General features: G+C 51.5%; 11 protein-coding genes. 2 read left to right on the top strand and 9 right to left on the bottom strand.

Features of this window, described 5'->3' with window-relative positions; genetic code table 11:
- Positions 1 to 2: 2 nt before the first annotated feature.
- The 5 genes from IE073_RS02240 to gyrA form a co-directional block, all read right to left on the bottom strand.
- Positions 3 to 920: a peptidylprolyl isomerase gene (locus IE073_RS02240; RefSeq protein WP_189580767.1), complete on the bottom strand. Its 918-nt coding sequence runs from the start codon at positions 918 to 920 to the stop codon at positions 3 to 5.
- On the bottom strand, positions 917 to 1408 hold the full coding sequence (coaD, locus tag IE073_RS02235; RefSeq protein WP_189580764.1) for a pantetheine-phosphate adenylyltransferase: 492 nt from the start codon (positions 1406 to 1408) through the stop codon (positions 917 to 919). Before coaD ends, IE073_RS02240 begins: the two co-directional genes overlap by 4 nt.
- Positions 1409 to 1483: 75 nt before the next feature.
- A complete protein-coding gene (locus IE073_RS02230; RefSeq protein WP_189580762.1) occupies positions 1484 to 2137 on the bottom strand; it encodes a hypothetical protein in 654 nt (217 codons plus the stop codon).
- Between the two features lie 8 nt (positions 2138 to 2145).
- Positions 2146 to 4323 carry a penicillin acylase family protein gene (locus IE073_RS02225; RefSeq protein ID WP_189580759.1) on the bottom strand — a complete coding sequence of 726 codons (2178 nt, stop codon included), beginning with the start codon at positions 4321 to 4323 and terminating at the stop codon, positions 2146 to 2148.
- A 55-nt stretch (positions 4324 to 4378) separates the two neighbouring features.
- Positions 4379 to 7141, bottom strand: coding sequence for a DNA gyrase subunit A (gene gyrA / locus IE073_RS02220; protein ID WP_189580757.1), 2763 nt, complete (start codon positions 7139 to 7141; stop codon positions 4379 to 4381).
- A 97-nt stretch (positions 7142 to 7238) separates the two neighbouring features.
- On the opposite strand from gyrA, the gene IE073_RS02215 reads away from it, so the two are divergent.
- Positions 7239 to 7799: a superoxide dismutase family protein gene (locus tag IE073_RS02215; protein WP_189580754.1), complete on the top strand. Its 561-nt coding sequence runs from the start codon at positions 7239 to 7241 to the stop codon at positions 7797 to 7799.
- A gap of 11 nt (positions 7800 to 7810) precedes the next feature.
- On the opposite strand, the gene IE073_RS02210 is transcribed toward IE073_RS02215, so the two are convergent.
- From IE073_RS02210 to ssb, 4 genes are all read right to left on the bottom strand, one after another.
- On the bottom strand, positions 7811 to 8986 hold the full coding sequence (locus tag IE073_RS02210; RefSeq protein ID WP_189580751.1) for a vWA domain-containing protein: 1176 nt from the start codon (positions 8984 to 8986) through the stop codon (positions 7811 to 7813).
- 136 nt (positions 8987 to 9122) lie between these two features.
- Complete coding sequence (locus tag IE073_RS02205; RefSeq protein ID WP_189580748.1) at positions 9123 to 10505, bottom strand: DUF2330 domain-containing protein; 1383 nt, start codon at positions 10503 to 10505, stop codon at positions 9123 to 9125.
- Positions 10480 to 11367 carry an RnfABCDGE type electron transport complex subunit D gene (locus IE073_RS02200; protein ID WP_189580746.1) on the bottom strand — a complete coding sequence of 296 codons (888 nt, stop codon included), beginning with the start codon at positions 11365 to 11367 and terminating at the stop codon, positions 10480 to 10482. Before IE073_RS02200 ends, IE073_RS02205 begins: the two co-directional genes overlap by 26 nt.
- Positions 11368 to 11502: 135 nt before the next feature.
- A complete protein-coding gene (ssb, locus tag IE073_RS02195; RefSeq protein ID WP_189580744.1) occupies positions 11503 to 12024 on the bottom strand; it encodes a single-stranded DNA-binding protein in 522 nt (173 codons plus the stop codon).
- Between the two features lie 155 nt (positions 12025 to 12179).
- Between ssb and uvrA the strand changes: the two genes are divergently transcribed.
- On the top strand, positions 12180 to 15035 hold the full coding sequence (uvrA, locus tag IE073_RS02190; RefSeq protein ID WP_189580742.1) for an excinuclease ABC subunit UvrA: 2856 nt from the start codon (positions 12180 to 12182) through the stop codon (positions 15033 to 15035).
- Positions 15036 to 15040 lie beyond the last annotated feature (5 nt).

Here is a 15040-nt window from a genome sequence, read left to right as displayed (position 1 = left end):
GCTTAGCGCACGCGCGTTGGTAGTTCTAGATTACAGATATCGGGAAAAGACCCGTCATCATTTTTCCGGGTCTTCAACCAGTTTTGAAAAGCCGGGTGGTCAGTCCTAAGGACTTGAACAGTTGGACGTTCGGCCTCTGGAAGATCAGCGGCCACATCGACTTCATTCATACGATCAGGGATCCAGCCTGGAATTTCACCGACAACGCCTACGATCGGACGGTCAAGAAACTCGTAACCCATAACGGTATTGCCCCAGATTGAATATTGTGTGTCTAGATGCTCAGCCTGCGCCCGCATCAAGAAAAATTGGCTATTTGCGCTGTTGGGATCATTTGTACGGGCCATAGATGTCACACCCTTGCAGTGAAGTGCGAACGCATCGACCTTATTGTCTTTGGTAAACATCGCTTGGCTCGTCGGCTGGCTAGCGATGGGAAGCGACTTGTAGAAACCCACGCCTATCTCGCCCTGTCCCATCTTCTTGGCGGTTACCAAAGTGAACGGCATGTCGGCACCGCGACGAAATGTGAATTCTGCCTCAATGTCGGGCATATCAGAATCACCCGTTCCGTCACCATTTGATCCGTCACCGGTCTGGTTCATGAAACCATCGATCACGCGATGGAAGACGACATCATCATAAAACCCATCACGGGCCAAGGCTTTGACTTGCGCAACATGTTTCGGCGCGATCTCAGGATAGAGTTCGACGCCAATGTCGCCGTATTTCGTATCGATGATCAAAAGATTTTCGGGATCAACAGTCCGCCACGCTTCGTCTGGCGCGTCAAATCCAGCGGTCGCTGTACCTGCAGTTGCTCTAGCATCCGAGGATGCGGCATCAGAATTTTCGGCTGCGCAGGCATTTCCAACAAAGGCGGTGGATAGCGCAAGGGCCCAGAACGTACGGTGGCTCATTTGAATCTGTCCTCTAATCGAGCTTTGACTTCGGGCGTCACAAATTGCGACACATCTCCGCCAAGCCTGGCAATTTCTTTGACCAAACGACTAGCAATCGTCTGATATTGTGGGTCAGCCATTAAGAAAACTGTTTCAATATCCGGGTTTAAACGATCGTTCATCCCAGCCATTTGAAACTCATATTCGAAGTCACTGACCGCACGTAGGCCGCGCACTATCATTGAGGCCCCGCATTTTTCAACGAAATGTATCAGTAAACCTTCGAAAGGTCGCACCTCAACCTCAATCCGGTCTCGAAATGGCGCAACAACGTGCTCAACCATCTCGACGCGGTCCTTTAGCTCAAAAAGCGGCCCCTTAGCTTGGTTGACAGCCACCCCGACAATCAATCTATCGCACAGACGGGAGGCCCGCTTCAAAATATCCAAATGCCCCAAGGTCATCGGGTCAAAGGTTCCAGGGTAAAGCGCCGTTCGTTTTATCATGGAGACTTTATATAGGCGTGAAGCAGCTTTGCTAGAACTGTTTGGAGACTTTCAAAGTTTATGGCGGCGGTCCTGCTATCTCAACCCACGTTCACGCGTTAAATTATAGACACTTCGCAGCGCCGCAGATCCCTCTATGCAAGAATTCACTCCCTCCGATGACGGCGCATTCAGTCGCGTGTATCGCAATTTCAGGAATTTTTTATCCAGCTCCGTTAGCTGCAAAATTGTTACGAGATCGGAACTTGAAAAAACGGCTGTTTCAAAAGCGTAAGGCTCGGAGCTTTTTGCTCCGTCAGCGTCCTCGCTAGGCGTCACAGCAGCAGTGAGCAAACCGCCAAGTTGGCAGGTTTGAGTAGTCTCTTCATCAAACTCGGTTTTTTCTCCCAGGGGACCTTGCAAAATGGACGCGACAGAGCCTTGGAAATTACTCTGAAAAGTCTCGTTGAGTTTGCTAAAGTAAATCGTCGCGAACTGGTCTTCTGCGCGATAGCTGCAGGACGCATCGGTCGCGTCCGTGCCATATTCCCGCTGGTCTGAAATCGGTAAATTCATGAGCGCTGGTGGACAGACCAACCCCGTTCCGCCGTGATATTGCCCTCCATCTGTCTGCTGAGAAAAACCCGTAAAGACTAGGCTGTCGGAACCGGAAGACGCCGTTTGTGTGGTTGCACAACCTACCAACAAAACAGGCGAACAGCACGCTAAAAAGATAGTTTTCATTGTCATAATTTGCCTCATTTGTGTCTCTCCCTAGGTCTGTATGTTTCTACCGCACGCGCCTGCACATCCTCCCAGTAATAGGCGACGTCTTTGAACTCCCCGGCGACATAATGATCAACCTGGTCATTAAAATAAGGCGACGTCGGATCGCCGCTTTGGCCACCCGCAAGCAGGGATTTAGCCGTCAATCTGTCACCAAATTCGACAACAGCAACAAAACTATTCCCGCGATAACCATAAAGTTTTTTTGAACCATTGGCCTGTTTCGCGCCAAAGGCTGCGAGCGCCCCCCAACGTCCCGACGCCATCCCGACTGGCACACTTGGCGCGGTGTCGTCATGGGGCTGCTGGATATCGCCCGTCAGGCGTTGGAACCGATTGATTTCGCCCCACTCTACATTCCAGTCGCCGTAATCGGCTTTCATCGTTTCTAGTGCCGCTGCGAAATGCCCGAGCTGTTCTGCGCTATCTGCTTCATTTGACATATAGGTCAAAAGCTCCATGCGGCTCATACGCTCTCGCGGACGCTTGGCATTTTCCAAAATCTCCATACCGTAACTATGCGCCAAAGCCATCGGCAGGGATTCAACCGATGACGTGTAGTCCCAATCACCCAGTGCCGCGATTGGAGCGGCCAAAGACGGGTCCCGATTAGACCCTTCATAGGCCTCGATCAGGCTTGGAATCAGGACTTCAAACGCAGGTAACTCAGGCGTATAGGCCAGCTCAATCAAACTCTCGAGTGTCATATCTTGCGCATCTTCAAGCAAGCGGACCGCATGAACACCTCGGAAATTTTCTTTATCAGGCGCCATATAGGGAGGATAATTCTCTACCTTCGGGCTATCCAACCCCGCCGCCGTAAAAGGGGTTGAGTTGGCGTTTTGTATCCAACCGGTCGTAGGATTAGTGATCGTGATCGCCTCTTCCACGGTATGAACACCGTCCCAGTCTGTGCGCGGATCGCTGCCATCCACAGTCCGTGAATAATCGAATTGCGGATCCCGTTTGGGTACAAAATTCCCGTGGTAATAGGCAATCGTGCCATCGGCGTCGGCATATACGGTATTATTGGACGAGTTCGTGCGGATACCCATCATCTCGCGAAACGTGGCGTGGTCTTTAGTTTTTGTTCGTAAGAAACTCTGTCGCAAAGCGTTTACAGGGTCCCAATTGATCTTTGTCGCGACCCATTGGCCCTCCTCATTGATATGGGTGATCGGCCCGTGGTGGGTACGATAGGTCGGGAAGGTCCGTGCCAGCACCTGATCACCGTCACGATAATTCAGGGTCACTTCATCGACTTGCATGGGTCGAACCTCTTTACCGTAAAGATAGCTCAACTGCCCATCCCGTTCGAAAACGCTCTCTTCAAATTCATCGATAAAGTCGACATAAGTGGAAGTGTGCATCCAGCCGTTGTTTTCGGAAAACCCCTGATAGACAAAGAACTGTCCCCAAGTCACAGCACCGTAAGCGTTGAGGCCTTCTTCACTGACGACATGGATTTCTGGGCGAAAATAAAAACTAGTATGGGGATTGATCAGCAACATCGCATCGCCGCTTCGGGTTAGATCACCTGATAACGCTATCCCATTGGAACCTTTGGGTTCCTCTAGATCAATTATACGTTTTTGCGCCGCCGCATTTAAAGCAGGCATTGGAATATCATTGCCATAAAAGGCCCGAATTCCGTCGAGAGGAATTTGCTCAATGTCGCCACCGATGGACCCTTCTGAGAAAAACATCGGCATCCAGGGCTCAAATTGGGTCAGCAGTTCTGGCGTGACGCTCGGATGATCCACCAGGTAATCGTTTAGTCCCGCCGCCCACGCATCACATAGATCCTGCAACCATTTCGGTGCCTCAGCATAAGCCGCCCTTGCCTCGTCCGTTGTCATATACAGGCGCGCACGTAGATCCGAAAACAGAGCGTCTTCGCCTTCAATCTCGGCTAATCGCCCCGTTGCCCAAACATAGTTGCGCTCAATACGCGGAAAATCATCCTCGGCCTGCGCGTAGATCATGCCATAAACGGCATCCGCGTCGGTCTTGCCATAAATATGAGGAATGCCGTAATCGTCGCGGATGATCTCGACGGAGTATGTCGCTTCAGAAGGAGGTCGGATATCTCCGCAGGCGGACATTAAAAGGCTTACAAGAAGCCCAAGTGCGACGGACCGATAGAACATAGAAAACTCCCTCTGCTAAATCGCTAACAGAGGGAGGCCTTAATTGCCAGAGAGCCTATTGCTCGGTTTCTCCGGAAGTTTCGGGTGGAGCAGCCGCCTCGCCCTCTTCATCCTCTGACTCTTCAATCCGACCGACAGACACAACACGCTCGTCATTTTTGACACGAATCACCGTGACGCCGCGTGCACTGCGGGAGACAATTGAGATATTTTTGACGGGACAGCGGATCAATTGCCCGCCATCGGTGACAATCATCAGCTGATTGTCGTCTTCAATGCTCATAGAGCGAACAAGTTTCGCATCTTCAGCCTTACCTCTTTCGAGGTTTTGCGCCGTGACGCCCTGTCCACCGCGATTCATACAGCGATAATCATAGGACGAACTTCGCTTGCCCAACCCATCGTCCGCGAGGGTCAGCAGGAACTGTTCATTTGCCTGCAAGAAGCCCAGACGTTCAGCATCAAGCGCTGTTTCAATCGAGGTATCATCCGTGTCGTCTTCGGTTTCGTCCCCTAAAGCACGACGCATAGCATTCGCATGCTTCATATAGGCACGAGCTTCATCTGTTTCGATATCGACGTGGCGCAGAACGGCCATCGAGATAACTTCGTCTCCCTCGGCCAATCGAATACCGCGAACGCCCGACGATGTGCGGCCTACAAAGCGACGCACATCCGTAGATTTGAAGCGGATTGATTTGCCATTTGCCGTCGTCAGCATGACATCATCATCGACAGAACACAGACGGACATCGACAATACCGTCGCCTTCGTCAGGCTTCATCGCGATCTTACCGTTTCGGTTCACGCGGGTGAAATCAGACAAGCTATTGCGGCGAACCCCGCCAGAGCGCGACGCAAACATGATATCCAAATCGCCCCAATCCTCTTCGTTTTCTGGCAGAGCCATAATCGAATTGATTTTCTCGTCCTGCGCCAATGGCAGCAGATTCACCAGGGCTTTACCCCGAGTGTTCGGTCCACCCGGAGGCAGTTTCCAGACCTTGAGCTTATACGCCATACCTGTTGAGGAGAAGAACAAGACCGGCGTGTGAGTTGTCGCGACGAATACCGTCGTAACGTAATCCTCGTCCTTCATCGCCATGCCAGCACGACCTTTGCCACCCCGGCGCTGAGCTCGATAGGTATCTAGCGGGGTGCGCTTCACATAACCCGCAGCCGTAACGGTCACGACCATGTCATCAACTGCGATGAGGTCTTCATCGTCAAAGTCCATGCCGCCTTCTACGAAGATAGAACGGCGTGGTGTTGCATATTTTTCTTTTATTTCAGTAAGTTCACCTGAAATGATCTCCTGAACTCGTGCGCGGCTCCGCAAGATATCAAGCAAGTCGGTAATTGTCGCGGCCAGCTTTTCAGCTTCATCAGTGATCTCATCCATGCCCAGCGCGGTGAGTTTCACCAAACGCAAATCGAGAATAGCTTTCGCTTGCTCTTCGGTCAGCTGGATGGTGCCATCGTCCATCAATTTGGAACGTGGGTCCGCGATCAAGGTGATCAGCGCGCCCATACCTTTTGCCGACCAAGTTCTGGCCAGTAGGTTCTCCCGCGCCTCCTTCGGGTTCGCAGACGATCGGATGAGACGTATAATCTCATCAATATTGGCGACAGCTGTCGCAAGGCCAACCAAAATATGCGCACGATCCCGCGCTTTGGCCAGATCAAATTTCGTGCGGCGGGCAATGACGTCTTCGCGAAAGCTAAGGAAAGCCTCAAGCATCTCGCGGACACTCATCTGCATGGGCTTACCGCCATTCAGCGCAAGCATGTTGGAACTGAAATTCTGTTGCATCGGCGTGTAGCGGAAAAGCTGGTTCAGCACGACTTCTGGGACGGCGTCACGCTTTAGCTCAACAACAAGACGCATACCCACACGGTCAGACTCATCCCGAACGGCTGACACGCCTTCGATCTTTTTATCATTCACCAGATAGACAATTTTCTTTTGCAGATTCGCCTTATTAACCTGATAGGGCAATTCAGTCGTTACGATCGCAAAGCGGTCTTTGCGGATCTCTTCAATAGTGGTTTGCGCGCGTACAGTCACAGACCCACGGCCTGTCAAAACACCCTGCTTCGCGCCAGAACGGCCCATAATTTCGCCGCCTGTCGGAAAATCGGGGCCAGGAATGATTTCGAGCAACTCATCATCGCTCAGTTGACCATTTTCCATCAACGCCAAAGTTGCATCAATGACTTCGCCGAGGTTATGGGGGGCAATATTCGTCGCCATACCCACCGCAATGCCGCCCGCCCCATTGACGAGGATGTTGGGGTAACGCGCCGGGAGAACAACAGGTTCGCGCTCAGACGCGTCATAGTTATCTTGAAAATTTACGGTGTTTTTTTCGATATCTGCCAGCAAAGAGGCCGCTGGGCGGTCCATGCGGACCTCTGTGTATCGCATCGCGGCGGGTGGATCGCCATCCACGGAACCAAAGTTCCCCTGACCATCGAGCAAGGGCAGACGCATAGAGAAATCCTGCGCCATACGCACAAGAGCGTCGTAGACGGCCGTGTCACCGTGAGGGTGATATTTACCTATGACATCGCCAACAACACGCGCGGATTTACGATAGGCTTTCTCTCGGGTGAACCCGTTTTCATGCATAGAATAAAGAATACGACGATGGACGGGTTTCAGCCCGTCGCGGACATCTGGGATAGCCCGAGATACAATCACACTCATCGCGTAGTCGAGGTAGGAGCGTTTCATCTCCTCCTCAATCGTGATGGGGGAAACGCCCTGTTCGCTAGGGGTAATTTCGTCTTCCGGGATGTCGGTCTCGTCAGCCATTCAGCACTCGATTCGGCAGGGTTGAATTATCCCTTGGAACCTAGCACTTCACTCCTGCGTATTCAAATGTGACAGCCATTTTCACTGGAGCTAAAAAATGACTAATTTCGCCCTTATTTCAGCCCTGACTACATCCTGCGTTTTCCTCGTCGCGTGCGGCGGTACTACTGAAGAAAATTCCCTCGCGAAAGATACGCCTGCCTATGGCGAGAATGCTGTCAGCTTCCCCATTAAGAACAAGCAGAGCGACACTATCGGGTCACTTGAGTTAAAACCCTACGCGGGGCTAGGCGTCGAAATTAAAGTCGAACTTTCGGGTCTTAAACCTGGAACTCGCGCCATGCATTTTCACGAGTTTGGCCGATGTGATGCGCCAGACTTCACTACAGCTGGCGGACACTTCAACCCTGCTAAAGTTGCTCATGGGAATGTCGATGACGGCCCTCACGCTGGCGATATGATGAATATTGAAATCGACGCCGAAGGGAATGGCGTATTCGTGCTGTTTAACGAACAGGTTAGCATCGATGGAACTGCACTCCCCGCATTAAGGGACGCAGATGGTTCAGCGCTAATCATCCATGAAGGAGCCGATGATTATACGAGCCAACCCACAGGAGCGGCAGGCGGTCGCGCCGCATGCGCGGTCATTAAATAGGCGGTTGCCGCCTATTTCAACCGCACATTAGACCGAACTATTTCCTCGCCGATCCGTTTAAACGCTGCCTCGAAGGCTTTTGCGTCATCGGCATCAAAATAGTAGTCGTTTTTCGTTGTTCTATTAGAACAATGGCCTAGAGCTTTTCCTTTACCATTGGCACCGTTATTCATGCATTTGCTCGGGTCCTTATTTGAAAATCCGGGCCCTTCTTCCCCCTCGTCAGGCGACGCACATTCAACCAGTAGCAACTCGCCCTTCTCTGGAGCCTCGAAGGCTACGGAGTAAATTTCAATACCTTCGGCACGCATATCGAAGCAAAGCTGCATTGATTCGACGTCAAAACCTGGTTGATTATTGTCACCGTCCGTCATGAAAATCACATACTCTTTCAATCGTTTGCGAATATAATTGGGGTCATTCGCCGCTCGAAAAGACCTGTCATTCAGTAACTGTTTATAACTATTAGCAAGAGCTGGTGTGGAATTGGTACCGCCGGTCGCTGACAGTAAATCAACCGAAGATTCCAAGGCATCCCAGCCCCAACTCATTGGCAAAGATGTCACAAGGTCAGTGTTATACGCAGACATGCCGGAGCGCAGAACCTTTTTCAGCTTGACTGGATTGTCTGTGCCATTTTCGATCGCTTTAAATAGGGATTTAGTCGACCGTTTGACCACGTCTATTTTCGTGCCGCCACCAGACGCATTTAGCTGCATTGAACCTGAAACATCGAGAGCGAAAGCAATTGAAACGGGATCAATGCTGTTCTTTAAATAGGTGGCAGCGCTAGTGGCGCCTACGGGCTTATCGCGCGCGCCTAAGAACCCACCGAATGCTAAGCTAACAGTGGTTGGAACGATTACGGTTACAGTCTCTTTGGAATCATCAAAAACAATTGTGGGTTCTCCAGAAATCACGCCTGGGCTGATTTTAAATGCGTTGGCCTCAATATAAGCACGCACAACCGCCATTCGCTCCGCATTACCCGATTCTGAAGCAGATGCTCCGGCCAACGCAGCCGCATCTGCTACGGATGAAGACCTGTCATATACGGACATCAGTTTGGCCCCATCGATGGCGGCGCCAATGCACACACCGCAAACGGCCAACACTATGGCAAACATCAACGAGACGTTGCCAGCATTTGATGTCTTAAAGTCAACCCACATTTTAGACTTACCCAATTTATCCACTTAAAAGCAGATGACCCCAAGCAGGGCCTTAGCACGCGTGATTTAAGAAAAGCCTGTCAAAACAAGTTAACCAAATGCAAACTCCACACCCCTTCTATGTAAGGACACCCAAAAAGCTCTCCCTAACCTACTTGTCACCCCAAATATCCTTCCACCAGGTTGGACCTCGGTCATCCCCTTTGTATGTGATAGTGAACTTCTTACCTACACCAGCCTCTTCGATGTCTGACCAGATTTCTGCGCGATCCCAACTTGTGAGATTGGCAAGCGCCTTAACTTCTTCGTCTTTGCGCTTATTTACGGCGATTTTGTAATCCGTCGCAGCTTCGCATTTCATCTCACCCTCATAGGCGTGACGTAGGACATAGCGGCCTTGGTAGTTCTCTTTGTTCCCTGTGGTTTTGAACTTCAAATCTTCGGGGAAACTCTTGGCATCATAGCGCACATGTAGGCGGGTCACAAAAACGTTTTGTGCTTGGGGCATGATGCGGCGGCCTCTCGGCATTGGCTTATTTTGACTGTCCGGCAACCAAAACACACCCAACTCTTGAAGCTCTTCACGGCTCAGCGGGTCAGCGGCACATGGATCACACCATCCCATGTCCCACGCATATTCCATGAAAACGCCATGCCCGCCGTCGCGCTTGGCGCTGGTGGCATACATGCTTTTGTAAAAGTCAGGAAAGTTGTCTTTAATGTAGACGGGCAGCTCTTGGCCTGTCGGAATTTTCTGCGTGCGATAATTCGTCGTTTCGACTTGGCCTTCGCGGGTCAAAGCATAGACGAATAGATCCTGATCCCCCCGCGCATTTAATGTGCCCAAACGAATAGGCAACATGAACTTCGGACTTTCAAAGGCAACTGCGATCGGGCGCAAATATTCGTTCCCTGTCTTGGATTGCTCTTCGAGATTCACCTTGGCGATGAAGAACTTCATATCTTGCTTGATATAGCTGCCGAGGATGCGGTTTGCGCCTATGGGGACTTGATAGCCGTTTTCGTCCAAATAGGTCATGAGGCCATCAGATTGGGTCGCAGACAACAACTGGATATCATATTCGCCAACCGTGAATTCATCCTCGATGGTAACACCAAGGGATTTGGCGCGTTGCCGTGTTCCCGTCATAACGACCACATCAGTTGAAGACCGCATTGCTTCATACATGACTTGCGGCGCACACGGATCATCATCAAAATACTCAACCAAACGCGGGGCCGTGTAGGCATCCAGATGCTTGAGGAGCGCTGGGTCACTTATATGAACCTGTTCGCGCTTAATTGCTGTTGGCACAGGAATCACCATCGCAAATTCTGTCAGATCACCTTGGTAATCATTGGCCATCGTTATGACGGTGCGGTCTCCGTCCCGCACTAGCGCCACTTTGGAGCTTTCGTTGAAGAGGTCAGTTCCTGCCTTGGCGACGTAGAAGCCGCAAAACGCATTGGCGGAGGATGCCGTCGCGATAAATCCGAATGCGAAAGCGCTACTCAGCAGGTGTGAGAGTTTCATGGGAGTCTCCTGTTACAGATTTACGAGATAGTGAAAATTGGGTTGGCCATTGATAACGACCAGACGGAAAAAGGTGATCGATGAATGGCACGAGGGGCGCGCAGAGGATCAGAGCTAGAATGATGCCTGCTGCATTGAACAATAGGAATTGGATGGAAAAACCAACCGTCGCAACAAGCCCGGCAAAGAGAACGCGGCCAAATCGCGAGTCAGGCGTCGTCTTGGGGTCAGAGATCATAAAAAAAGCAAAGATTAGCAAAGCGCCAGATTGCATCTGATGAATTGGGATCGCCAACGGGTCGCCGAGCCAAACTGCGCGTCCAAAGACCAGCGCTGCATAAAACCCTAGCAAAGAGAGAGACACATCCCAACGTTTGGCTTTGCCCGTCACAACGCCACCAAGCGCCAACAAAAGAAGCGCAAACAGGGTCGCCTGACCCCACTGTCCTGGTGAAATCCATGCGGCCCCAAACGTCAGGGACAGAAGCACCAGACCAAAATTGGCGGGATTGAAGATATGTTTTCCGCGCCACCTGATGAGATATTTGGACGCAATGGCAATGACGCCCGCCGCGATGGACAAGGTCACGGAGCCCGTTCGCAGCAATAGGGTAAGAGATAAGGCAGAAATCAGAGGACTGCGGGGATCAAAGGGCCGTTTGATAACTTTGTCAGCCGCAAATTGGGTGGTGAGTGTTGCGCCAACACATCCCGCGACATGCCACCATGGCAGATGTAAGCCGTAGCGAAATAGACCGAGAAGGATAAGACTGGAAAGGACAGAAATTTGGTAATTGCGCGGGTCAGCGAAAAGACGGCGTAAACGACCACCCTTCGCATTTGTCTTCACCCCAATATTCACCAATGCCTCCAGCGTCGTGTTACAACATAACTATGAGGCGAAATATGGCCAGTCTATGGCACGGATATTAAATAACGGACAGACTGTCGCAGGTACTGCGACAGCGAATTTCAACAATATGAGGAAGCATGAGGCCTAAAACGGGATGTCATCATCCAGATCAAAGTCGCCTTTTGGACCTTCCATCGTTGACGCACTGCGTGAACCGCCACCCTGGTCCATGTTACCATAGCCACCGCGATCTTGGTTGTAGCCACCGCCTTGGCTCCCGCCACCACCCATGCGACCACCGCCGCCTTGGCCGCCAGCGCTGTCGAGCATAGTCAGTGTCGTACCTGGTCCCTGTAGAACAACTTCTGTGGTGTACTTGTCATTTCCATCACGGTCTTGCCATTTCCGAGTTTGCAGCTTGCCTTCGATGTAAAGCTTGGAACCTTTTTTGACGTAGCGTTCGATTACGCCGACGAGGCCTTCGCCGAAAACAGCGATGTTATGCCATTCCGTCTTCTCACGCTTTTCGCCTGACTGCTTGTCGCGCCAGCTTTCAGATGTCGCGATGGAGAAGTTGGCGACTTTGCCGCCATTTCCGAAGGTCCGGATTTCGGGATCTTTACCCAAATTCCCGATGAGGATTACTTTGTTGACTGAGCCTGCCATGTTGCCACCTATTGCGTCGTTGTTCTTCTTATGTTCTAGCCATGCCCATTGCAAACTGCAAGCGGATGACTGAGTCCAACTTGTATTGAAGATTGGACGGACCTAAGTCCACGCCCGCACGTAAGTAATCTGTGTAAGAACGGGAAACTCGCCACATGGCCATGCTTAAAAATATCGAAGTCCGCGGCGCCCGCGAACATAATTTGAAAAGCGTGGATGTGAACCTGCCGCGCGACAAGTTGATTGTTATCACGGGATTGTCTGGATCAGGGAAATCGTCCCTCGCCTTTGATACAATCTACGCCGAAGGTCAGCGCCGCTATGTCGAAAGTCTGTCAGCCTATGCGCGCCAGTTCTTAGAGCTGCAATCCAAGCCTGACGTGGACTCTATTGAAGGCCTATCACCTGCGATTTCGATTGAACAGAAAACAACATCGAAGAACCCGCGTTCTACTGTAGGCACAGTCACAGAAATTTACGATTATATGCGTCTGCTTTGGGCGCGGGTTGGTATTCCTTACTCGCCGGCCACGGGCCTCCCGATTGAGAGCCAGACTGTCAGCCAAATGGTCGACCGCACCATGGCGCTGCCGAAAGACACCAAGCTCTATATTCTCGCACCTGTGGTGCGAAACCGTAAGGGTGAGTTCAAAAAGGACCTCGCCGAATATATGCGGCTCGGATTCCAACGTGCGAAGATCAATGGTGAAATCATTCGGATTGAGGACGCACCAGACCTCGACAAAAAATTCAAACATGACATTGATGTCGTCGTCGACCGCGTTGTAATTCGCGATGGCTTAGAAACCCGCCTCGCCGATAGTATTGAACAAGCTTTACGCCTTGCTGATGGATTGGCCGTTGCAGAAAATGCAAGCTCAGGCGAGCGCATGTTATTCTCCGAGAAATTCGCCTGCCCCGTGTCAGGCTTTACGCTAGCGGAAATCGAACCTCGCCTGTTCTCGTTTAACAATCCGCAAGGCGCCTGCCCGACCTGTGATGGTTTAGGCAAAGAGATGAAATTCGATGAAGGCCTCATCGTACAAGACGTATCACGCAGCCTGGCTGGCGGGGCCATTGTGCCATGGTCAAAAACACCCAGCAGTCTCTACATGCAAACGCTCAAGGCCTTGTCAAAGCACTATAAATTCAGCGTCGATAAGCCGTGGTCTAAGCTCTCTGACGATGCCAAATTTGTGGTGCTCTATGGGACAGGCAGAACAAAGATTAAGTTCGAATATAAAGATGGCACACGCAGTTATAAAACGACGAAATCCTTTGAAGGTGTCGTTCCGAATCTAGATCGCCGCTATCGCGAAACTGACAGCACGTGGATGCGCGAAGAGCTGTCTAAATATATGTCGGATGCACAGTGCGAAACCTGCGAAGGCAAACGACTTCGTCCAGAAGCGCTCTCTGTTCGCGTGGCTGACATGGATATCTCTATACCGGGTGAGTTGTCGATCAAAGATGCCTATGAGCGTTTCGACCGCCTGCGCACGACATTGTCGTCCAAAGACATGGAGATTGCTGAACGTATTCTCAAGGAAATCCTAGATCGCCTTAAATTTCTCAATGCAGTAGGATTGGATTACCTCAGCCTCGGGCGTGGATCGGGGTCTCTTTCAGGCGGCGAAAGCCAACGCATTCGGCTGGCCTCACAGATCGGGTCAGGTCTCACAGGCGTCCTCTATGTTCTCGACGAGCCGTCCATCGGCTTGCATCAGCGCGACAACGAGCGGCTGCTTGAAACGCTGCAGAACCTTCGTGATCTCGGCAATACTGTGATCGTGGTCGAGCATGATGAGGAAGCGATCCTCACGGCGGATTATGTTGTAGATATGGGTCCCAAAGCGGGCGTTCACGGAGGCGAAATCATTGCCGAAGGCACACCCGCCAAAATCATGAAATCCAAAAAATCGATCACGGGCCAATATCTGACAGGTAAACGGGTCATCACAATGCCCGCGCAACGCCGCAAGTTTGATAAGAAACGCACAATCAAGATCACGGGCGCCCGGGGCAACAACCTCAAAAATGTAGACGCAGAATTTCCGCTGGGCCTGATGACCTGTGTCACGGGCGTTTCGGGCGGCGGGAAATCAACGCTGACAATGGAAACGCTCTACAAAGCCGCATCACGCACCTTGAACAAATCCTCCGCCCAACCAATGGCGCATGATTCCATCGAAGGGCTCGATCAACTCGATAAAATTATCAATATCGACCAATCTCCGATTGGCCGAACGCCCCGCTCTAACCCAGCGACCTATACGGGCGCGTTTACTCCCATAAGAGAGTGGTTTGCTGGTCTACCCGAAGCCAAGACACGTGGATACAAACCTGGGCGTTTCTCCTTTAACGTCAAAGGCGGTCGCTGCGAAGCCTGCCAAGGCGGCGGCGTCATCAAAATTGAAATGCACTTTCTGCCCGACATCTATGTCGAATGTGATGTCTGCAAAGGCGCGCGCTATAACCGGGAAACCCTCGAGATCAAATTCAAGGCGAAATCTATCGCTGATGTTTTGGACATGACTGTTGATGAAGCAGCGGATTTCTTCAAAGCCGTTCCCACCATTCGGGACAAGATGGTCACGCTCCAGCGTGTCGGACTAGGCTACCTCAAAGTTGGCCAACAGGCGACAACGCTCTCGGGCGGTGAAGCGCAACGCGTTAAACTGGCGAAAGAGCTGGCGAAACGCGCGACGGGTCGAACGCTCTATATTCTGGACGAACCCACCACAGGCCTACATTTTGAAGATGTGAACAAGCTGCTCACCGTCCTCAATGAGCTTGTCGGCAACGGCAACACCATGGTGATTATCGAGCATAATTTGGACGTCGTGAAGACGGCCGATTACGTGATCGACATTGGTCCAGAGGGCGGCGATGGCGGCGGGCAGATCGTAGGCGTCGGAACACCCGAAGACATCGCCAAGATCGAGGAAAGTTGGACAGGCCGTTTCCTGAAACCCATGCTGGAACGAGATAAAGCGCGGCTTGAAGTTTAATCGAG

This window comes from Litorimonas cladophorae, assembly GCF_014652455.1.
Taxonomy (GTDB): Bacteria; Pseudomonadota; Alphaproteobacteria; order Caulobacterales; family Maricaulaceae; genus Litorimonas; species Litorimonas cladophorae.
This window is presented reverse-complemented; position numbering and strand designations above follow the sequence as displayed.

Coding starts and splice junctions, on each gene's coding strand:
- IE073_RS02240 (WP_189580767.1), bottom strand. CDS start 920: ATGAGCCACCGTACGTTCTGGGCCCTTGCGCTATCCACCGCCTTTGTT.
- coaD (WP_189580764.1), bottom strand. CDS start 1,408: ATGATAAAACGAACGGCGCTTTACCCTGGAACCTTTGACCCGATGACC.
- IE073_RS02230 (WP_189580762.1), bottom strand. CDS start 2,137: ATGACAATGAAAACTATCTTTTTAGCGTGCTGTTCGCCTGTTTTGTTG.
- IE073_RS02225 (WP_189580759.1), bottom strand. CDS start 4,323: ATGTTCTATCGGTCCGTCGCACTTGGGCTTCTTGTAAGCCTTTTAATG.
- gyrA (WP_189580757.1), bottom strand. CDS start 7,141: ATGGCTGACGAGACCGACATCCCGGAAGACGAAATTACCCCTAGCGAA.
- IE073_RS02215 (WP_189580754.1), top strand. CDS start 7,239: ATGACTAATTTCGCCCTTATTTCAGCCCTGACTACATCCTGCGTTTTC.
- IE073_RS02205 (WP_189580748.1), bottom strand. CDS start 10,505: ATGAAACTCTCACACCTGCTGAGTAGCGCTTTCGCATTCGGATTTATC.
- ssb (WP_189580744.1), bottom strand. CDS start 12,024: ATGGCAGGCTCAGTCAACAAAGTAATCCTCATCGGGAATTTGGGTAAA.
- uvrA (WP_189580742.1), top strand. CDS start 12,180: ATGGCCATGCTTAAAAATATCGAAGTCCGCGGCGCCCGCGAACATAAT.